Origin of the sequence: Lysobacter sp. CA199 (assembly GCF_052078715.1) — a bacterium.
Taxonomy (GTDB): domain Bacteria; phylum Pseudomonadota; class Gammaproteobacteria; order Xanthomonadales; family Xanthomonadaceae; genus Lysobacter.
Genome location: NZ_JBQJIL010000003.1, coordinates 378600 through 398981, shown reverse-complemented (window position 1 = coordinate 398981; position 20382 = coordinate 378600). Strand labels below are relative to the sequence as shown.

Below are 20382 nucleotides of genomic sequence, written 5' to 3'. Positions count from 1 at the left end.
CGAATTCGCGGCTAACGTCGATACTTGCGAAGTGGTTGCGAACTCGCAGTCGCGGCTCGCGCCGCTCCTGCATTTTTCGAAACGCAGCTACGCGCTTACTTGAACAGGAACCGGCAGCCGTCGCCCTTGAGGCTGTAGGACTCCATTTTGTCGTCCACTTCGTTCCAGGTGACGAAGCACGGGCGCGCCGGCCGGCCGCGACCGGCGGGGACGGTGTAGTCGTAGGTCAAGGTGCGGCGCGTGGCCAGCAGATTGCCGCCGTCGTCGAACTTGTCCGGCGAGGTCCATACGATCTGGTAGGTGTAGGTGCGCATGCCGACCCAAGGCTGCAGCGTTTCGCGCAGGTCTTCGGCGCGCACGTTCTGCAACGGCATGCCGATGCGCGTCAGGCCATCGCCGTCCTTGGCCACGCGCTCGCGGCTGGAACAACTCGCGGGCGAAGCCGCGCAGACCTGGCCGGTGGCGCCGGCGCACTTGCGCAGTGCCTCGACCCGCGCCGCGCCGACCGAACCGCTCTCGATCACCATCGGTACCGCAGACGCACCGGGCACCCAGGCCGCGACCAGGCACTGGTTCTCGCCCTTGTTCGCCGCCAGCAGCTTGCAGTCCGCGCCGCAGTCGGCCACGGCGCGCTCGGACGCAAGTCGAGCGCTGGTGGCGTTGGCGACGAAATGCAGATTGCGCCCGTCGCTGGCGACCGCGCCCCACAGCGGTCGCTCGTCGAACTCCACTTCCAGATTGCGCGCGAATTCGTCGGCGTGGGAGGGATCGCCGAGCTGCGAAGAGCCGAACCCCGGACACAGCATGTTGCTGTGCAGGCGGCAAATCTGATCCGGGCTTTTCTGATTGCATTGCTGCAACGCCTGTTTGGCCGCATCGAGGTCCACGCGGGCCGCGGTCAGCGCATACGCGCCGCTGCCGTTGCGGGCCAACACCAGACATTCGTTGTCGACTACGCCGAGCACGGCGCAGTCCTTGCCGCCGCGCTTCTCGCAATCCTTCAGCGCGCCCTTCTCGGCCTTCTTCTGGCTGGTCTGGTCGGTGGCCTCGCCGATCTGCGCCAGTCCCGGCGAAGCGGCATACGCGCCCCAGCCGTAGCGGGCGATCTCGGCGGCGCGCGCGGCCGCGATCTGCTCCGGCGTCGGCGGCGGTGGCGGCTGGCGATTGCGCTCGGCTTCCTCGCGCTCGCGCAGTTGCTGGGGAATGATGACGGCCTGGGTGAAGCAGTTGCTGTACTGCTGGGCATTCATGTTGCCCGCGCACTGTGCCTGCACCTGAACGCTCCAGCCGATCAACAACAACGCCGGCAACAGCAGCCAGCGCCTGCCCTGCCTCAGCGCCGCGTTGCCGCGCCGCGATTCCTTGCGATTCATGTTCGCTCCTTCGATGTGCGAGTCGTGACGCGACCCGATGCGCGGTACCGATAGGGTACCGGGTTGCCGACCATTCTCGTCGAAAACCGGGGCTGGGCACACCTCGCATCTGCGGTGGGAGGGTCATGAACGGGCCCGATGGCGGATCAATCGCCGTGGATCGGCGTTGCGGCTCGTAGCGAGGGTCTCACTGTCGTCGCGTATTCGCGGTCGCGGCTTGCGCCGCTCCTACATTGAAGTGTTGCCCCGGTGTCGGAAGGGGTAGGAGCGGCGCAAGCCGCGACCGCGACCCCGCAACCACGACCAAACCGCCCTCCGACCGCGTACCCGCAATCGCGCGCCGCATCCCGAACAGCGCTACAAAAGCACCATCGAACGCGCCCGCGAGGTCTCGGTCTCGATCTCCATCACCCGCCCTTCCTGGTCGAACAACACCAGCCGGCCCGGTTGCTCACGCACCTGCAATTGCGCCCGCGGCCAATCGATCTGCGCCATGCTGCGCGCGCCGATGCCCGTGCCGCGACCACGCCGCACCAGATACAGCCGCATGCGATCAGCGCCGTGCACGATCGCCAGGAAACCCGACGCAAGCGGAATCAACCCGGCGTCGTGATCGCCGTCCACCGGCTCCGGCGACGCCAGGTCGATATGGCCGTCGTAAGCCCCGGAGGTGCAGCTGAAGCGCACGTTGCCGTCTTCGTTGGTGGCCATGCTCAGCTTCGCGACAATCATGTGCGGATCGAGCAACACCGATTCGCCGCCGTCGATCCGGATCGGATCGCGCGAGACCAACACGCGTCGGGGCGCGGTGCGGTAATGCCAGACCACCATCTCCGAGCGGCCCGGCACCAGGAACAATTCGTCGTTCTGCAAGAACCGCGCCTGCGCGACGGGCCCGCCCAGATCGCCGACGCTCCACAGCGTATCCAACGACGGGCGTGCGGCGTCGATCACGCTGATGCGCTCGCCCGACACCACCGACCAGGCGATGCCGTCAAAGCGGTCGGCGAAGAATTGCAGCGGCATCGCGCCCAGGTCGAGGATCTGATGACCGACCAGATCCAGACGCGCGATCCGCCACACCGAATCGCGCTTGGCCAAGGCCAGAGCGACCTGGCCACTGTCGGCGATCACCAGCTTGAACGCCGGCACCGCATAACGGCGCAGGCAGCGACCGCCGCTGTCGAACACCGCTGCGCCCGCCTCGCCCAACGCGACCAGATAACGCCCCTCGCCCAACGCGGCGACGTCGCAGGGACTGTGCAGGCCGATGCCGTCGGGCATGCGCAGGTCTAGCGCTTGCGGCGCGTCCCACAAGCGCCGGCCCTGTACCGCCGCCGGCAAGCTCCATGGCGGCAGGTCCGCGCGCAACCACGGGTCGGCCGACAGCGCCAGGATCCGCGCGAGTTGGCCGCGATCGAGATCGTTGGCTCCGACCGCGCGGTCGGCCGCCAGCGCCGGCAGCATCCGCGTGGACAACAGACTCAGCGCCGCGTTGCTGTGTTTGCATTCGGCCAAGGCCACGCCGAGCGCGACGCGCGGCGCGGCCGGGGCCAAGGGATCGGACCATTCGCCGATGCGTTCGGCGTAGTGCTGCAGCGTGTCGGGCAACAGGCAGGCGCGTTGCACCAGCGCGCGCGCCGACAGTTCCGCGCCCGCCGATTCGGCCGCCAACAACCAGCGCGCGGCCTGCTCGCGCGACTCCGAATCGGGCCAGACCGCATCCACCGCCGCCAGCCATTGGCCTTGTTCGACCAGCGCCAGACCCCATTCGCGGCGCAGGCGCAGCGCATGTTGCCGATGCTCCGTTTCCAGCATCGCCACCGCCGGGCCGAAGGCGTTGTCGCGGCGCGCGACTAGGATCGCGCGCTCGCTGTCGCCGGCCAGCATCAGCAGACGGATGATGGTATCGGCCGGCATGTCCCAGCCCAACGCCAGTTCGGCCGCCTGCCCGAAGCGTTCGTGCCGGACCAGATAGTCCAGCGCTTCCTGGCGCGCGCTGAGCAGTTCGGCGAGCACGAACACCGCTTCGTCGACCTTGTCCTGCCGGTCGAGCAGTTCGAACGCGGCGCGGTAGCGCTTGCGCAACAACTCGCGCGTGTAATCGCCGAAATCGAAACTGGCGTGGGCGCCGCGCGCGCCGCTCAGGCCCAGGTGATCGCGACGCCCCGGCAACGAGAACGCCTGGCCCAGGCAATCGCGGCCGTCGCCGTCGATCGGCAGGGCGTGACGCAGCGCTTCGATCAGATCGCCGTCGTCGAAACGCTGCATGAGTTGGCGCAGATAGCGGCCGTGCTGCATCCCCATCAGTTTCGCCGCGCGACTGGCGAGCGCGGCCTTGACCAGCCATTCGCGCCAGCGTTGCGGACGCGCGCCCGTCGCGCGCGAGGCCACCGCGGCCTGGCCAGCGCCGGTGCCTGAACCATGGCCCTGCGCGGCGCGGCCGCCGGCCAACGACGGAAACCGGCTCAACAACCAGTGGGCGATACCGTCGCGGGCGCCGCCGACGCGTTCGCGCAAACTGCCATTGTCCGCGTCGCCGCGCGCGCCGCGCGCCGATGCCGAACGCAGGAACGACTCACGCTCTTCGCTCGGCGGCGGAATCCGCCCGCCGAGTACGTCGCGCACGGCCTTGCGCGCCAATCGCTCCTGCCGCGGCGCGCGCAACGCGCCACGGCAGTCGTAAGTGTCGTGCAGCGCGTAGTCGCCGATGTCGAGCGCGAACGAGGGATCCAATGGCGCCGCCCGGGAGAAGTTCAGCGGCCGCAACGCCGCCCCGACGACCAGTTGCACGTCCGCCGGTTCCAGCGCGCTCAACTCGGGCGCGGTCAGCGGCCCGCCGTACAAGCCGTGCGCGCCGATCCGGCACAACGGCGCGCCGCCGGCGTGTTCGCAATGCATCGGTCGCGGCGCTTCGAAGCACAGCACGTCGCCCTCGTCGAAACGCCAGGCGCGGCAACCCGGCGCCCACGCGCGCACGATGCGCTCGAGCCGGCGCTGCGCCGGCAGCAGATCGGCGGCCAGCCACAGTCCGGCGACCGGCTGCCAACCGCGCCAGACCGGGTGGCGCACGCTCGCGCCGGATGCGACCGCCTCCGCCCCCTGCCGCGAATGCGGCCTTGTTTCATCCATCGCCGCCCCCTGTGTACACCAGCACGCTTCTGCCCTGGTCGCGCAGCACCACCAACCGGCCTTGCTGATCGATCAGCGCGACGACGTCGCAATCGGCGGCGACGGTGACCGCGGTGATCGCATACGCCGACTCGTACAGCGTCGTGCGCCCGGCCGCGCCGATGCTCACCAGTGCCCTGCGATCGGGCCGCAGCGCGATCAGATGGACGCCGGTGGTCGGCGCCAACGCCAAGCCTTCCACCTTCCAATCCGCCGGCAGCATCGTCTCGTAGTCGCTGGAGCGGTCCCGCTCGCGCGAGAACACCCGCCATACGCTGCTGCGCTCGCCGCCTTGTCCGCCCACTGGCTGTTCCAACGCGTAGCCCAGGCGCAACAGGCCATTGCGCCTGCGTCCGCACAACAGGGCCTTGCGTGGCGGTTCCGCGACCGCCTCCCGATCGACCTGCTTGAACACCCCGCCGCGGTATTCGACGACGCTCAGGTTGTGCTCGCTATAAGCCAGATACACGATGCCGCCCTGATCGTGGTATCCGATCGCCGACACCCCACGGGCCACGACCGAGTAATCGATCCCCTGCGCCATCCGCGTCCAACTCAGCAGATGGCCGCTACCGGACAATACGAACAGCCGCGATCCGGAGTGCCCGCCGCGGATCAGCGCGCACGGCAACCAACGCGCACGGCCGGGCACCGTATCGAGTTCCTCGGGCGGCGGCAGCGGCGGCGTTCCCGCCCGCGTGGAGCGCGGATTGAAATCGCTCATCTGCCACAGCTCCAGCGAGGATTCGCCCGGCATGACCCCGCAGAAGTGCCGGTCGATCAGGGTCGCCGCCAACATCCATTTGCTCTTGCTCCAGCGCGATACCTTGGGCGCACACGGCGCCTGGCCGTCGCGCGGCAAGCGATAGACGATGACCGCCGTGTCGCCGAGCAAGGGCACCGCGACACTGCGGCCATCGAAGGAAATCAGCGGCGGCTGCTTCAACGACAACTTGCCGCCGCCGACCGGCGCGCCCTGCACGCGTTCGAGCGCTTCGAAATGGCCGCCCAGCAATCGCGCCGACAGCGACGGCTCGGGCAAGGCCAAACGGATGTCGCGCCGCGCCTGACGCGCGGCGATCGCGATGTCGAGCGCGCCGGGATCGTCACGCCGGATCGAGACCCGGTGCCCCAGGCCCAGTCCCGGCTCGGCCGCGCCGATCGACCAACGTTCGCCGCAAACAGGCGCCAACGCGTCCAGGTGTTCGGCCCATTCGCGCTCGAAGCGTTTGCGCGGCAGCTCCTGCGCATCGTCCGCGGCGTCCTTGGCGGCCAGCGCGCCGCCCGGGGTCAAGGTGCGCGCGCTCAACAAGCGCTTGAGCATCTGCGGCGAATCGGCGTCGTGCACTTCGCCAGGCCGGCCCAGCACGCCCCAGGCGAACCGCGCCTTGGCCGCCTGCGCGCGCTGCGCCAGCAGAATCCACAACGCCACGTGCGCCAGGCGCGCCGCGCCCAACTGCGCGGGGCCGCTGTCGAACACCGCCACGGTCAGCGCATCGACTTCGCGCGCGACCAGCTTGGGATTGAGGAACAGATGCTCGCCGCCGGCCGCGCGCCGGTCGAATTCGTCCGGCGCGGCGTCGGCCAGCGCCCATTCGCTGAGCAACAAGCGGTCGTAACTGCCGCGCCGGCGCAGATCGTCGATGCCTTCCGGTTCGACCTGCCCGCTCTGCGCGCGCATCCGGAACGCGCCGAGCATCGGATGCAGGCGCAGCAGCAGATCGCCGACCGCGCCGGCCAGTTCCGGATCGAACCAATCCAGCCACGCGCGCCACGGTTTCAAGGTGTCCGGCAGACGCATCGTTCAGTCCTGCCAGTGCGCGCGGATCTGCGCGATCAGCGCGGCGCTGGCCGGCAGCGCGCGATGCAGGGGAACGATCTGCGCCGGTTCGCGCAGCAACAGCACCGGCGCCTGCGGATGCTGACGCGCGATCGCGCGCTGCAGCAGATCCAGCGGCACGTCCGGGCACTCGGTGGTGAGCAGCCACAAGGCCGGCGCCTGCTCGCACGGCGCCGCATAGGCCACGCCTTCGAACCAAGGCAGTTGCGCGGCCGCGCCGGTGACCACCGCGACATCGGCGTTGGCGGTGAGCATCAGCGTGTCGCGCACGTTCTCGTCCAGGCGCTCGACCGCGCGCAGCAAGGCGCGCGACGCGGCCGCGCCGATCCCCACCGCGCCCTGCGGCGACGGCGACGGATCCTGCGCGCGCCAACTCCACTTCATGCTCAGGCCGACACCCGCTCGACCAAGCGCGCGCGCTCGGCCGCCAGTTCGGACGGGATCGAGTCGGCGTTGAAGTTGGCGTCGATCTCGCGCAGCAGCGCTTCGGCGATGACCGCCGCGCCCGGCGCGTCGGCCTCGCCCTGCAGGCAGTTGCGCGCAGCCTCGACCAGGCGCGCGGTGCGCGAGACCGGTTGCAGCACCGCGTGTTCCACCGCCGCGCGCAGGGTCGGATTGGCCGCCGCGCTCAGCGACTCGCGCAACACGTCCTGCGCGGCGGTCTGCGCCTCGCGGGTCGGCATGACGTAGAACAGCGGCCACAGGTCGGCTTCGCTGGCGACCTCGCGGCCGGCCAGCACGCTGGCCGCGGCGATCAACCGCTGCACCTTGACGATGCGCCGGTCCGACAGGCTCAGGCCGGCGCCGCGCAGTTTGCGGATCGCATCGGCCAACAGGCCGCGCGCGCGCTCCATGCCCACGCCGGGCACGCGGCGGCTCAGCTCGTCGATATCGCCCAGTTCGGTGTGGTGCGACAGCGGCGCTCGCTCGGCCTGCCAGCCGCCGGCGAGCAGCGCTTCGAGCTGATGGTCCGGCACCGGTTCGACGAACAGGTGCAACAAAAAACGGTCGCCGAACGCGGCCAGCGACTCGTCGTCGGGCAAGGCGTTCGAGGCGCCCACGCACACCCGCAGCGGACAGGCCACCTGGGTGTGGCCGCGGCGGAAGCGGCGCTCGTTCAGCACTCCGAGCAAGGTGTTCAGGATCGCGGTCGACCCCAGGAACACCTCGTCCAGGAACGCGACCTCGGCCTCGGGCAGCATGCCGGTGACGTCGGTCTCCACCACGCCTTCACGCAGCCGGCGCAGATCGACCGGGCCGAACAGCTCCGAAGGCTCGGTGAAGCGGCCCAGCAGGTATTCGAAATAGCGGCCGCCCAGCGCGGCCGCGACCCGCCGAACCACCGCGCTCTTGGCAGTGCCGGGCGGGCCGAGGATCAGCAGATGTTCTTGCGCCACCGCGGCCAGCACGATCAATTCGGCCAGTTGCTCGCGTTCGACCAGACCGGTGGTGGCCGCGTGCACGGCATCGCGGACGCGGGCCGCGGCTTGCTGCGCGGCGGTGGATTGATTGGGAAGACTCATGAAAGCGGCCTGGATCCTTGGCGGCGCGCGAGCGGCGCAAGCGGGCGACAGCGGGCTGAAGGGACGACACGCGTTCCCGGAGGCGCCATCCCCCTGGAATACGGCCGCTATGCGAACTGTAGGCGCGGGCTTCGCCGAATCGCAACTGCGGTCGCGATACGATTGTGAACGCCGCCCGGTTCGCCCGGTTTTTTCAGTACGCTACCGCGACCTATGGTCCGGCCAGGACGCCAGCATGCCCGACACCTCGCTAGACGATCTGCTGACCGCGCTCGCGGCCAGCCCGAGCAATCCCGCGCTGGGCATGCTGGTGGTCAACGCCTGCCTGGCCGAGGCCGACGCCGATGCGCTGGGCCGCGCACTGGACCTGTCGGGCATCGCGCTGCTCGGCGACGCCACCCAGCGCGACGCAGCGCTGCGGCTGCTGCTGGAGCACCGCGACGATGAACGGGTGCTGCAAGTGGCCCCGCCCGACTCCGCCGCTGCCTTGTTCGCGCGCGCGCGCCTGCTGCTGGCCGAAGGCGACCGCGACGAAGCGCGCGGGCTGTACCAACAGGCCGTCGCGCTCAATCCCGCGCTGGAGGACGCCTCGCTGGCCAGCGAACTGGCCGGCAAGGTGATCTCCTTCGCCAACGCCCGCCGCCAGCACGCCGAAGGCCTGCGCGCCGGCAACGCGCAGACCAGTCTGGCCAACGACGACACCGACGCCGACGATGTCGCCCGCCTGCTGCGGGCGCCGGAGCCGCGGATCGGCTTCGAGGACGTCGGCGGGCTGGATCAGGTCAAGCACCAGATCCGCCGCCGCATCATCACGCCCTTCCTCAAGCCCTCGCTGTTCGAGCGCTTCAAGCGCCGCTCCGGCGGCGGCATCCTGCTGTACGGTCCGCCCGGCTGCGGCAAGACCCTGCTGGCGCGCGCGACCGCCGGCGAATGCCGCGCGCGTTTCTATAACGTCACCATCACCGATGTGCTGGACATGTACATCGGCGAGTCCGAGCGCAAGCTGCACGCGATCTTCGAAACCGCGCGGCGCACCGCGCCGGCGGTGGTGTTCTTCGACGAGGTCGAGGCGATCGGCGGCAAGCGCCAGTTCTCGCGCGAGGCCACCTCGGCCAAGCTGGTCAGCCAGTTCCTCACCGAACTCGACGGTTTCGCCCAGAACAACCACGGCGTGCTGATCCTCGGCGCGACCAACGTGCCGTGGGCAGTCGATGCCGCGTTCCGCCGCCCCGGCCGTTTCGATCGGGTGCTGTTCGTGCCGCCGCCGGACGAAGCCGCGCGCCGCGCGATCCTGGAATTGCTGCTGCGCGATCGTCCGCTGGCCGATGGCGTCGACGCGGGCGAACTGGCGCGGTTGACTTCCGGTTATTCCGGCGCGGACCTGCGCAACCTGGTGGAGACCGGGATCGACGAGGCGATCGAGGATTCGATCGAACGCGGCCGCGAATCGCCGCTGACCATGAATCACCTGCGCGCCGCGCTCAAGGACACCCGCTCGACCACGCTGGAATGGCTGACCACCGCGCGCAACCACGCGCGCTACGCCAATCAGGGTGGCCAGTACGACGAGGTATTGGAGTTCCTCAAGCAACACGGAGCCGGTTGATGGCCGCGAACGTTTATCGCCTGCCCGACGAGCCGCTGCCGTCGGGGCTGTCGCGCTATGCGGTCGATCCGCTGTGGCCGCTGCTGACTTTGATGCTCGCTGGCGGCGGCTTCGGCCTGGCGTGGTTCGCCTTCAACGCCGCCGCGCTGGGCAGCCCCACGCGTTGGCGCGAATGGGCTTGCGTGGCGCTCAGCGTGATCGGCGCGCCCGCGCTGGCGCTGGCGATCTTCGCCGCGCAGCACAACGGCTTGCTCGACGCCGAGCAGGCGCCGTACGCGATGTTGTCGATCCTGCTGCTCAAACTCGGCCTGGCCTATGCGCTGTACCTGATGCAACAGCGTTGCTTCGATATCTGGGAGTACTACGGCGGCGAGGCGCGCAACGGCCTGCCGTTGATGATTCTGCTGGCGGTGGTCGGACGCGGCGCGCTCGACATGTCCGGCTGGCCGACGCTGCTGAGGCTGACCCTGCAATGAGCGCGCACGGCACCGATCATCTCTATCGCATGGCCGAGCGCTACTACGCGCACGGCCGAGTCGACGCGGCCATCGACGCGCTGCTGCGCCTGCTCGGCGAAGACGCCGAGCAGGCCGATGCGCACGCGTTCCTGGCCCTGTGCCTGGTCAAGCGCAAGCGCCTGCACGCGGCGAATCTGGAAGCGCAACGCGCGCTGGAACTGGCGCCGGAGTCGGGATTCGCGCACTTGGCCGCAGCGATCGTGGCGATCGCCCGACGCGAATTCGAATCGGCGCAATCGCATCTGCTGACCGCGCGCGAATCCGATCCCGACTCGGCCGCGATCGCCGACGCCTTCGCGCGTCTGTACCTGGCCTGGGGCCGCGACGCGCAGGCGCTGGAGCACGCGCGGCGGGCGTGCGAACTCGACCCGGACGATCCCGATTACCCCGCCCTGCTCGCCTCGCTGGAACTGCGCCGCGGCGACCGCGCGCGCGCCGAAGCCCTGGCCCGCGACGTACTGCGCGCGCATCCCGAACACCTCGAAGCGCTGTGCGTGCTCGGCCATTGCGAACTCGCCGCCGGCCGCACCGACAGCGCCCGCGACCACGCCGCCTGGGCGCTGCAGATCGACCCCACCGACGGCGACGCGCTGACCCTGATGGCCGCGGTCAAGGCGCGCCGCAGCTGGCTGTTGGGCCTGTGGTGGCGTTTGCAGAGTTTCGTCAGCGCCGGCTCGCGCACCCGCGCGGTGACCCTGCTGCTGGGCATCTTCCTGCTCTATCGGGTGGCCCTGATCGCGCTGCCGCAGAACGGCCTGAGCCAATGGACCGGCCCGCTGTCGTACGCGTGGCTGGCGTTCTGCGCCTACACCTGGATCGCGCCGGGGTTGTTCTGGCGGTCGCTGAAGAAGGAATTGGATCAGGTGAAGTTGCGACCGGGGTTTTGAGACTCCGCTTACCCGAGAATCGAAGCTTCCGCAATCGCCGAACCAACGCGGTCGCGGCTCGCGCCGCTCCTACATGGGCTTCCTGTAGGAGCGGCGCGAGCCGCGACCGCGAATCAACTGCTGCGACGTTGGCTCGATTGCAGCGTGAGATCAAAACACCATCCGGCCGAACGCAGCCGATCGACCTACTTCACCACCCGCAACTTCGACGCCCGGCGCCGCTCGCGCAGCGCCTCCACTCGCGGATCCCGGCGGGGGCCGCCACCGCCGCTGTTCGGCGGCCGCGCACGCCAATAACGGATCACCAACCAGCCCACCACCATCCCGCCCAAATGGGCGAAGTGCGCCACGCCGGTGCCGGTGGTGAATACGCCGTAGAACACCGCGGCGACCGCGTAGATGATCACCAGCGTGCGCGCCTTGAGCACGATCGGGAACGGCAGCAAGGTCACCTTGCGGTTCGGGAACAGCATGCCGTAGGCCAGCAACAGGCCGTAGATCGCACCAGACGCGCCGAGGGAACGGTAGAACTCGCCCTCGCGGAAGGCCAACGAAGCGACGAGCAGCTGCAGCAGCGACGATCCGATCAGGCAGACGAAATAGTAGGTCGCGTAGCGCTTGGCGCCCCACTGATATTCCAGCGACGCGCCGAACATCACCAGCGCCATCATGTTGAATACCAGGTGGCCGATGCCGCCGTGCATGAAGCCGGAGGTCAGCAACTGCCAGGGCATGAAGCCCGGTCCCGGCGGGGGCGCGTAGTCACCGGAGAACCACGGCCACAGCTCGAACCACGACATCGCGGCGGGCAAGGCCGGGTTCTGGCTCAGGTCCAGCAGGGATTGCAGGATGAAAACAACGATATTGGCGATCAGCAGCTTGCGCGTGACCGACGGAATACTGGAAAACATCGCGACTCCTCGAATCGGCCGCTATGGTAGCCGCGGCGAAGCCGCGATGACGTGAGCGCTGCGTGCAGATCGCGCCCGCGCATCGTTCCGGTTCAGTCCTCCGGCGGTCCCCAGATCTGCGCGTCCAGGGTCGGCGCGGCGCGCTGACCGCGCACCCGGCCGTTTTCGACCTGCACGCCTTCCGCGCGCAGGCGCTGGCATTGCTCGCGATAGCCCTTGGAGCCTTCCGGCAGGGCGATGCGTCCGTCCGAGCGCAGCACCCGGTGCCAGGGCAACTTGGGATCGTCGTTTTCGCTGAGCAGGCGCGCGACCAGGCGGGCGCGGCCGGGCAGGCCGGCGCGGCGGGCGACCTCGCCGTAACCGGCGACTTCGCCCTTGGGAATGGCGCCGATCGCGGCGCGGATGCGTTTGGCGGCAGTTTCGCTGTCCATCGCGGTAGCATATGCGCTGCAACGCGCCGGAGTCGCCCCTATGCAATTCGACCGTATCCACAAGCACCTCACCCAAGCCGGATTCCGCCTGTCGCTCCACGACAGCGTGATCTGCGTCGAGCTCTCGCTCGAACAGGGCACCCGGCATCAGTCGATCTTCCTGTCCGAACAAGAGGACGACGACGGCCGCGCCTTCCTGCGCGTGAGCACCGCGATCGCGCCGACCACCGGCCTGGACGCGCGCCGCGCGCTGATCTTCAACTGGGAAAGCCACGTCGGCTACCTGGCCATCGGCAACCTCGACGGCGTGCCCTACCTGCAGTTGTGCGAGAACCGCCCGCTGGAAACCCTGGACGCGGCCGAGGTGCAACGGCTGGTATTGGAGATCGGCGGAGTCGGCGATCGGATGGAGCGGGTGCTGTCGGCGGATGGGGATTTGTTGTGAGCGCTCGCGGCTGATCTTGGGTTTCGTCGTTGTCGTGGTTTCGCGGTCGCGGCAACGCAATATCGAACGCCCGCGCAAGCCGTCCACGCCAAACAAAAGGCCCGCATCCGCGGGCCTTTTGTTCATCCGAAGGTTGGCCCGCGCAGACTCAGATCCAACCGAAGAACCGCATCGCCTCGAACAATACGTAAGCGATGCCGCCAGCGGCCGGAATGGTCAGGATCCACGCCCAGATCATCTTCTCGACCACGGTCCACTTGATCGAGTTGAAGCGCTTGGCCGTGCCCACGCCCATGATCGCGGCGGAGATGTTGTGGGTGGTGGACACCGGAATGCCCAGCGAGGACGCGGCCATGATCACCGAGGCGGCGCTGGTCTCGGCGGCGAAGCCGTGAATCGGGTGCAGCTTGACCAGCTTGTGGCCCAGGGTCTTGATGATGCGCCAGCCGCCGGCGGCGGTGCCGGCGGCCATCACCACCGCGCAGGTCAGCTTGATCCAGGTGTCGATGTCGTTATTGGCCATCGCGCCCTTTGATGGATGCAGGAACGCCAGCCAGCCGGGCAGGTCGTCCAGGGTGCCGGCCTGCTGCGCGCTCAACAGCGCCAGAGCGATGATGCCCATGGTCTTCTGCGCATCGTTCATGCCGTGGGCGAAGCCCATGCCGGCGGCGCTGACCAGCTGCGCCTTGCCGAAGAAACCGTTGACCCAGCGCGGCCGCGCGATCCGCGCCAGCACGCCGCCGCTGCGCGCCATGAACGAGATGATCGCGAACAACACGCCCATCACCAGGAAGCCGGCGGCGAATCCCAGCACCGGCGAGGTGAACATCGGCACGATCACCTTCCACAGCACGCCCGCGCTCTTCCAGATCGGCTCGGCCGGATGCGACCAGACCACCGCGTGCCAGTTGTTGGAGGCCGCCGCGATGGCCGCACCGCACAAGCCGCCGATCAGCGCGTGCGAAGACGAAGACGGCAGGCCCAGCCACCAGGTGATCAGGTTCCAGATGATGCCGCCGAGCAGCGCGCACAGGATCAGCTGCGAGCCGACCTCGACCACGCCGGCGTCGATCAGGCCCGAGGCGATGGTCTTGGCCACCGCGGTGCCCCACAACGCGCCGATCAGATTGGTCGAGGCCGCCAGCACCACCGCCTGCATCGGCGAGAGCACCTTGGTCGCGACCACGGTGGCGATGGAGTTGGCGGTGTCGTGGAAGCCGTTGACGTATTCGAAGATCAACGCCGCGAGAATCACCACCAGGACGAGCGTAAGCATCGCGCGCGCCTCAGGAGTTTTTCAGGACGATCTGGTAGGCGACCACGCCGGCCTCGCGGCAGCGGTCGATCGCCTTTTCCAGGATCTCGAAGAACTCCTTGAGCAGGAACATCTGCAGGTTGTCGAGCTGGCCGGAATAGATGTCGCGGTACAGCTCCAGCATCAGCCGGTCGGCTTCGTTCTCCAGCGCGCGCAACTGGTCGTTGAGCGCCTTCATCGGCTCCAACTTCAGATGGCGCAGCTGGTGGACCATCGTCACCACCACGCCTGCGGCCTGCTCCAGCATCGCCGCGCGCGGCGCGAAGTCGATCTGCTCCAGATGCCGGGTGGCCAGCGAGTAGCGGTCGGCGAACTTCTCGACCTGCTTGGGTATCTTGTACAGCGCCGAGGACAGCGACTCGATGTCTTCGCGCTCGATCGGAGTGATGAAGCTGTCGACCAACTCCTGGCTGATCTTGTCGGAGGTCTCGCGCTCGCGCTGGCGGGCCAGCTTGAACGCATCCAGGGCCGGCTGGCGGTCGGCCGCCTTGAGCATCTGGTGCAGGGCCCGGGTAGCGTCGTGGGCGGCCACGGCCGCCTCTTCAAGCAGGGTATAGAACTGGTTGCCTTGGCCGAAAATCGTCTGCAGGGAGAACATGCGGGGAGCCTCTGGGCCAGGGACCGTGGATGCCGGCCTCGGCGGGTTCGGGTTCGTAGTGAGGTCGGAACGGCGGAGCCGGACCGGGGACTGACGCGCCGGCGGGGCCGGCACGGGGGTTCGGGGCGCGATTATGACGGTTTGAAGACGCTGCGCCCACCTTGACGGCCGGTTCCGGCGGCCCCAGAACGGTGATCGGGCCTACCGGCTTCGCAGTTCCGCCGCCGTGGGCCTTTCACGAAAGGCCATCGCACGGGCCTGTTAAGATCGGCGCCGGCCCGGCTCCGGCCCGGCCACCCCTTCCTTTCCCGCAACACACAATGGACGACGACCCAAAACCGCCGCCCGGCAACGCCCGGCCGGCCCCTTGCCAACACAGCCCCCGCTGCTTCCGTGCCCGCTGCTTCCGTGAACCCACAGGCCACTGGAGGCGCTGCTGATGTTGGAACTATTGATCGTCATGGCCTTGATCGTGCTCAACGCTTTCTTCGCGTTGTCGGAGATGGCGCTGATGACCTCGCGCAAGCTGCGCCTGAAGCAGATGGCCGAGCACCCCACTCACCCCAGCCGCGGCGCCCGCATGGCGCTGCAACTGGCCGAGCACCCCGACAACCTGCTCTCGACCGTGCAGGTCGGCATCACCGCGATCGGCGTGCTCACCGGCACCTTCGGCGGCGAGTCGATCGGCGTGGCCATCGCCGGCTGGCTCGGCCACCTGCTGCCCGGCAATGCCATCGAATACGCGCGACCGCTCGGCATCGGCACCGCGGTGACCCTGATCACCGCCGCCAGCGTGATCTTCGGCGAGCTGATTCCCAAGCGTCTGGCGCTGACCAATCCGGAGAAGATCGCCAGTTCCGTGTCGATCGTGCTGGCCGGCCTGGCCCGCTTCGCCAAGCCCGTGGTCGCCACGCTCGGCGCGATCAACCGGCTGGTGCTCCGCCTGCTCGGCATCAAGGACGACGCGCGCAGCGAGATCAGTGAAGAAGAGATCCGCCTGTTGGTGTCCGAAAGCCACGAGCAAGGCGTGATCGACGCCGACGAGCGCAAGATGATGAATCGCGTGCTCAGCCTGGGCGACCGCACCACCGACAGCCTGATGACCCCGCGCACCCGCATCACCTGGCTCGACGCCGAGGCCAGCATCGAGGAAAACCTGGCGACGATGCGCGAATCGCCGTCCTCGCGTTTTCCGGTGTATCGCGGCAGCGACCGGGACGTGCTGGGCATCCTCGAAGCCAAGACGCTGCTCGCCAGCCTCGGCGAAGACCGCCTGCCCGACCTGTTCGCCCAGCTCAGCGAAGCCTTGTTCGTGTCCGAATCCACCCACGCGCTGAAGCTGCTGGAAATCTTCCGCGAGGAGCAGCAATCGCTGGCCCTGGTGGTCGACGAATACGGCGACGTCACCGGCCTGATCACGGTCAACGATCTGATGGGCGCGGTGATCGGCCGGGTCCAGACCACCGAATCGGACGATCAGCCCGGCCCCATGGTGCAGCGCGAGGACGGCTCTTACCTGGTCGACGGCGCGCTGCCGCTGGAAGAACTGCGCGAAGTCACCGGCGGCGGCCGCCTGCCGAACGAGGACGAGCACGACTTCCATACGGTGGCCGGCATGGTGATCGCCCACTTCGGCCGCATTCCGCACGTGGGCGAGCACTTCACCTGGGCCGGCTGGCGGATCGAGGTGATCGATCTGGACGGCCCGCGCATCGACAAGCTGCTGCTGCAACGCCAACACCCCAAACCCGCGGCGGAAGCGGGCGACGATGACGTCGGCGGCTGATCGCGGCGGGCCCGAGGGCGCGCCCAAGCGCGGGAGCCGCGGTGACCCGCCGCTGCACGAGGCCGGCACCCGTGCCCTGCTCGATGCGATCGTCGCCGGCGATCCGGACGAGGTCATCAAGTTCGGCGACGTGTTCAACGGTCTGGGCAACCGTTCCTTCGGCATGCTGCTGTTCGTCTCCACCCTGCCCGCCTTCATCCCGATTCCGGGCGTGGGCGGCGCGATCAGCGGACCGCTGGTGATCCTGGTCGGCCTGCAATTGCTGATCGGTCTGCGCAAGCCGTGGCTGCCGGGCTTCATCGCCCGGCGCGGGCCGCATCGCAGCGCGATGGCCAAGTTCCGCAATCTGCTGGCGCCGTGGCTGACCCGGCTGGAGCGCTTCGTGCGCCCGCGCGCGACCGGCCTGCTCGATCACCGCGCGGCTGGCGCGTTCACCGGTCTGTTGCTGGTGCTGCTGGGCATCTTGTTGTCGTTGCCGATTCCGCTGACCAACTTCCTGTTCGGCGCGCAACTGCTGTTGTTCGCCTTCGCCCTGCTCGAACGCGACGGCAAGCTGATGGCCATCGCCTGGGTCGCCGGTGTCGTCGCGGTGGCGGTGTTCGGGATTTTGTCCGGCAGCTTGGCGCAGGCGCTGGCGGAGTGGATCGCGTTGGCGCAGTCGAAGTTGGGATAACGACGGCCGTCGTGCCGGGTGCGCCGGCGATTGGCTAGCGCGGTCGCGGCTTGCGCCGCTCCTACAGGTTGCATCGCAATTCCGGCCGCTCCCTGTAGGAGCGGCGCAAGCCGCGACCGCGAAGCCGCAACTACGACGCAAGCCACAGCCCTAACCCAATAGCGCCAAAAACTCCTGCGCATTGACCGGATGCCCGAGCCAATAGCCCTGCGCCAGATCGCAGCCGCGCTCGCGCAACACCGCGTATTGGCCTTCCTTCTCCACGCCCTCGGCGACCACGGTGATGCCCAGCGAATGCGCCATCGCGATGATCGCCGTGGTCAGCGCCAGATCGTCCGGATCGCGCAACACGTCGGCGATGAAACTGCGGTCGATCTTGACCCCGTCCACCGGCACCCGGCGCAAATGGCTCAGCCCGGAAAACCCAGTGCCGAAATCGTCCAACCACACCTTCACCCCACTGGCGCGCAGGCGCGAAAGCAGGTTGCTGGCGTGGGTTTCGTCGCCGATCACCGCCGTCTCGGTCAGCTCCAGATGCAGACGCTGGGCGGGCAAGCGGGTCTCGTGCAGGCAGGCGGCCACCACGTTGGGCAGATCGCCGCTGCGCAATTGGCGCGGCGACACGTTGACCGATACGAACAGCGGATCGGCGCCGGGCCGCGCCTCGTGCCAGCTCACCGCGTCCTCGCAGGCCGCGCGCAACACCTGCGGGCCCAGGGTTTCGATCAGCCCGCTCTGCTCGGCCACGTCGATGAACACCGACGGCGCGATCAAGCCCTGCTCCGGATGCTTCCAGCGCAGCAAGGCCTCGGCGCCGACCATCGCGCCGTCGCCCAGCCGGAACACCGGCTGATAGACCATACTCAACTCGCCGCGATCCCAGGCCCCGCGCAACTCGTGCTCCAGATGTACGCGGCGCTCGACCGCCTGATCCATCGCACGGCTGTAGAAGCGATAGCAGTTCTTGCCGGCGACCTTGGCCTGATACATGGCGATGTCGCCGTTCTTCATCAGCGCCGTCGCGCCCGACGCGTCTTCCGGATACAGGGTCACGCCGATCGAGGTGCCCAGAAACACTTGCCGCTCGTGCACCACGATCGGCTGACCGAGTTCGGCCACCAACACCTCGGCCAGGTGCGAAGCCACGGTGCGCGCCTCGCCGTTGCGCTCGCGGCTGCCCTCGACCAGGATCACGAACTCGTCGCCGCCGAAGCGTGCGAGCAAGGCGCGTTCGCCGCCGATGCGCCGCACGGTTTCCTCGATGCGCTGGGCGAACTGCAGCAACACCTCATCGCCGGCATCGTGGCCCAGGGTGTCGTTGACCCGCTTGAAATCGTCGATGTCGGCGAACAGCAGCGCCAACTGGCCGCCGTCGCCGCGCAAATGCAGCAGGCGCTGATCCAGCGATTCGCGAAACGCGAGCCGGTTGGCCAGGCCGGTCAGCGCATCGGTATAGGCCATGCGGCGGATGTCGCGGTCGTGCCGCGCCAGGCTCTGGCTCATCCGGCCGAAGGCGCGCATCAGATCGCCGACTTCGTCGTTGTGGCGTCCGGCCGCGGGAACGTGATCGAACTGGCCGAACTGGCCGTCCTCGATCGCGCGCGCGGCGTCGGCCAGTTCGCGGATCGGCTTGACCAGCCAACTCTGGATCAGCCAGACCATCAATGCGCCGAGCGCGAGCAGGCCGAGGCTGAGCAAGCCGACCCACAGCAGCTGCAGCCGGCCCAGCGCTTCCAGCCGTTGCCGCAGCTTGTCCAACGCGCTGTCCTGATAAGCGCGCATGGCCTTGAGGTCGTAACCCACGCGCACACCGCCCAGGCGCTGCTGGCCGATCTTGATCGGCGCCGACACGTCGAAGGTGTTCTCGCCCCACTGCGTGTGCATGGCCGGCGCGGCGACGATCTGCGCGGCCATCGGATCGTCCATGCGCTTGCCGTAGCTGGGAATCTCCTCGCTGCCGTCGTGGACGATGTTGCCGTCCACGTCGAAGACGATGACGTAGCGCACGCCGGGATTGGCCATCGCCGCGCGGCTGAGTTCGCCGATCGCATCCAGGTCGAAGTAATAGACCGGGTTGGTCAGCGATCCGGCCAATTGCGCGACCTCGCCTTCGCCGTGGCGGCGCAGGCTTTCCACGAAGCTGTCGCGCATCGCGTCGCGGCTGACCCCCACCACCTCGCTCTGTATCCGTTCCTGCCGCTGCAACAGCAATAAGATCAGCACCGCCACGACCAGAAAAGCCACGCCCATGATCGACAGGAACTTGGCCTGCAGGCCGGCGCGCAGTCTCATTCGACCTCCGCCCGCACCCGCGCCACGCCCGAACCGAGCCGGTCCAGGGAGCGCCGCGAGGCCGGATCGATCGGCATGAAGCGGGTGGTCTTGAAGAAGCGCAGCAAGGCCTCGCCGGCGTCGGGATCGCCGGCCGCGTCGATCAGCACCTCGCGCAGGCGCGCGGCGACCTTGGGGTCCAGATCGCTGCGCACGACTTCCACCGCGCGCGGGTATTCGGCGCTGCGGCCGATCTCGACCAGATCGCGGCGGAACGCATCGGGCACGCGCCGCGGGTTCTGCCAGTCCAGGTTGCTCATCACCCCGGCATCGACCAGCCGCTTGTGCACCCAGGTGGAGATGTTGAGTTCCGAACGCGCGAACAAGTAACCCACCGCGCCGCGGTTGATGCGGTCGGTGGGCGACAGCAGGATCTCCAGGCTCAAGCCGCGTTCGAGCAGGGTCGCGGCCGGAACGAAGTAGGCGCTGGTTGAAGACGGCCGTTGGAAGGCGACGTTGTGCCCGCTCAGATCGTCCAGCGAGCGCAGGCCGCTGTCGCGTCGGGCGAAGAATATGCTGTGGTAGTGGCTGGCCCCGTCGCGTTCGGTCAGCAGCAGCGGCCTGGCGTCGGCGCGCTGTTGCAGCAGCATCGCCATGCCGGCGGTCTCGCTGACCCAGTCGACCCGGCCGCGGCGCAGGTAGCTGCCCATCTGCTGCGCGTCCTTGGCCATCAGGATCCGGCCTTCGCGGATGCCGACATCGGCCATGCGCGGCACCACGTAATCCAGCAGCGGCTTGAGCTGCTCGTAATGGGCCTTGGGGTCGTCGCTGATCCGGCCGAGCACCAACACTTGGGCGTCGCTGCCTTCGGGGTGCGGGCGATCGTCGTAGCCGTCGTGCAAGGCCGACGCAGGGTTCGCTGCCCCTATCAGGACAAGCCCGAACAGCCAACCGAAACACCGCGCGCTAGCGATCAACCGTGGTCACCTGTTCGGATTGCCAGGGCAGCGTAATCGAAACCGCGGTCTTGCCGA

At 68.5% G+C, this 20382-nt stretch carries 17 protein-coding genes; 6 read left to right on the top strand and 11 right to left on the bottom strand.

Going from position 1 to position 20382, the window contains the following annotated elements; all coding sequences use genetic code 11:
• Positions 1-95: 95 nt before the first annotated feature.
• The 5 genes from ACTOWJ_RS06440 to ACTOWJ_RS06420 form a co-directional block, all read right to left on the bottom strand.
• A complete protein-coding gene (locus tag ACTOWJ_RS06440) occupies positions 96-1373 on the bottom strand; it encodes a DUF4189 domain-containing protein (RefSeq protein ID WP_441333773.1) in 1278 nt (425 codons plus the stop codon).
• A gap of 357 nt (positions 1374-1730) precedes the next feature.
• Complete coding sequence (locus tag ACTOWJ_RS06435) at positions 1731-4445, bottom strand: bpX6 domain-containing protein (protein WP_441333772.1); 2715 nt, start codon at positions 4443-4445, stop codon at positions 1731-1733.
• A 52-nt stretch (positions 4446-4497) separates the two neighbouring features.
• Positions 4498-6345 carry a hypothetical protein gene (locus tag ACTOWJ_RS06430; RefSeq protein WP_441333771.1) on the bottom strand — a complete coding sequence of 616 codons (1848 nt, stop codon included), beginning with the start codon at positions 6343-6345 and terminating at the stop codon, positions 4498-4500.
• Between the two features lie 3 nt (positions 6346-6348).
• Complete coding sequence (locus ACTOWJ_RS06425) at positions 6349-6768, bottom strand: bpX5 domain-containing protein (RefSeq protein ID WP_441333770.1); 420 nt, start codon at positions 6766-6768, stop codon at positions 6349-6351.
• A gap of 2 nt (positions 6769-6770) precedes the next feature.
• A complete protein-coding gene (locus ACTOWJ_RS06420) occupies positions 6771-7907 on the bottom strand; it encodes an AAA family ATPase (protein ID WP_441333769.1) in 1137 nt (378 codons plus the stop codon).
• Between the two features lie 235 nt (positions 7908-8142).
• Here ACTOWJ_RS06420 and ACTOWJ_RS06415 point away from each other — a divergent pair, with 235 nt between their 5' ends.
• The 3 genes from ACTOWJ_RS06415 to ACTOWJ_RS06405 are packed head-to-tail and all read left to right on the top strand — an operon-like array spanning position 8143 to position 10918.
• Positions 8143-9513, top strand: coding sequence for an ATP-binding protein (locus tag ACTOWJ_RS06415; protein WP_441333768.1), 1371 nt, complete (start codon positions 8143-8145; stop codon positions 9511-9513).
• A complete protein-coding gene (locus tag ACTOWJ_RS06410) occupies positions 9513-9989 on the top strand; it encodes a hypothetical protein (protein ID WP_441333767.1) in 477 nt (158 codons plus the stop codon). The genes ACTOWJ_RS06415 and ACTOWJ_RS06410 overlap by 1 nt, the downstream gene beginning before the upstream one ends.
• On the top strand, positions 9986-10918 hold the full coding sequence (locus ACTOWJ_RS06405; RefSeq protein ID WP_441333766.1) for a tetratricopeptide repeat protein: 933 nt from the start codon (positions 9986-9988) through the stop codon (positions 10916-10918). Before ACTOWJ_RS06410 ends, ACTOWJ_RS06405 begins: the two co-directional genes overlap by 4 nt.
• A gap of 185 nt (positions 10919-11103) precedes the next feature.
• Here the strand turns inward: ACTOWJ_RS06405 and ACTOWJ_RS06400 are convergent, their stop codons facing one another.
• Together ACTOWJ_RS06400 and ACTOWJ_RS06395 are read right to left on the bottom strand one after the other, a co-directional pair.
• On the bottom strand, positions 11104-11829 hold the full coding sequence (locus tag ACTOWJ_RS06400) for a rhomboid family intramembrane serine protease (RefSeq protein WP_441333765.1): 726 nt from the start codon (positions 11827-11829) through the stop codon (positions 11104-11106).
• A gap of 92 nt (positions 11830-11921) precedes the next feature.
• Positions 11922-12260 (bottom strand): MGMT family protein, encoded by a 339-nt coding sequence (locus tag ACTOWJ_RS06395; protein ID WP_441333764.1) that lies wholly within the window; start codon positions 12258-12260, stop codon positions 11922-11924.
• Positions 12261-12300: 40 nt separating this feature from the next.
• Between ACTOWJ_RS06395 and ACTOWJ_RS06390 the strand changes: the two genes are divergently transcribed.
• Positions 12301-12705, top strand: coding sequence for a hypothetical protein (locus tag ACTOWJ_RS06390; protein ID WP_441333763.1), 405 nt, complete (start codon positions 12301-12303; stop codon positions 12703-12705).
• 148 nt (positions 12706-12853) lie between these two features.
• Here ACTOWJ_RS06390 and ACTOWJ_RS06385 read toward each other — a convergent pair whose 3' ends face one another.
• Positions 12854-13981 carry an anion permease gene (locus ACTOWJ_RS06385; protein WP_441333762.1) on the bottom strand — a complete coding sequence of 376 codons (1128 nt, stop codon included), beginning with the start codon at positions 13979-13981 and terminating at the stop codon, positions 12854-12856.
• Between the two features lie 10 nt (positions 13982-13991).
• Positions 13992-14618: a DUF47 domain-containing protein gene (locus tag ACTOWJ_RS06380; protein ID WP_441333761.1), complete on the bottom strand. Its 627-nt coding sequence runs from the start codon at positions 14616-14618 to the stop codon at positions 13992-13994.
• Positions 14619-15057: 439 nt separating this feature from the next.
• On the opposite strand from ACTOWJ_RS06380, the gene ACTOWJ_RS06375 reads away from it, so the two are divergent.
• Both ACTOWJ_RS06375 and ACTOWJ_RS06370 read left to right on the top strand, forming a co-directional pair.
• A complete protein-coding gene (locus tag ACTOWJ_RS06375) occupies positions 15058-16404 on the top strand; it encodes a hemolysin family protein (RefSeq protein WP_441333760.1) in 1347 nt (448 codons plus the stop codon).
• Positions 16388-17077 carry an exopolysaccharide biosynthesis protein gene (locus ACTOWJ_RS06370; protein ID WP_441333759.1) on the top strand — a complete coding sequence of 230 codons (690 nt, stop codon included), beginning with the start codon at positions 16388-16390 and terminating at the stop codon, positions 17075-17077. Before ACTOWJ_RS06375 ends, ACTOWJ_RS06370 begins: the two co-directional genes overlap by 17 nt.
• A gap of 150 nt (positions 17078-17227) precedes the next feature.
• On the opposite strand, the gene ACTOWJ_RS06365 is transcribed toward ACTOWJ_RS06370, so the two are convergent.
• Both ACTOWJ_RS06365 and ACTOWJ_RS06360 read right to left on the bottom strand, forming a co-directional pair.
• A complete protein-coding gene (locus tag ACTOWJ_RS06365; RefSeq protein ID WP_441333758.1) occupies positions 17228-19369 on the bottom strand; it encodes a putative bifunctional diguanylate cyclase/phosphodiesterase in 2142 nt (713 codons plus the stop codon).
• Positions 19366-20250, bottom strand: a complete 885-nt coding sequence (locus ACTOWJ_RS06360; protein WP_441333757.1) for a phosphate/phosphite/phosphonate ABC transporter substrate-binding protein — start codon at positions 20248-20250, stop codon at positions 19366-19368. Before ACTOWJ_RS06360 ends, ACTOWJ_RS06365 begins: the two co-directional genes overlap by 4 nt.
• Positions 20251-20382: the final 132 nt, after the last annotated feature.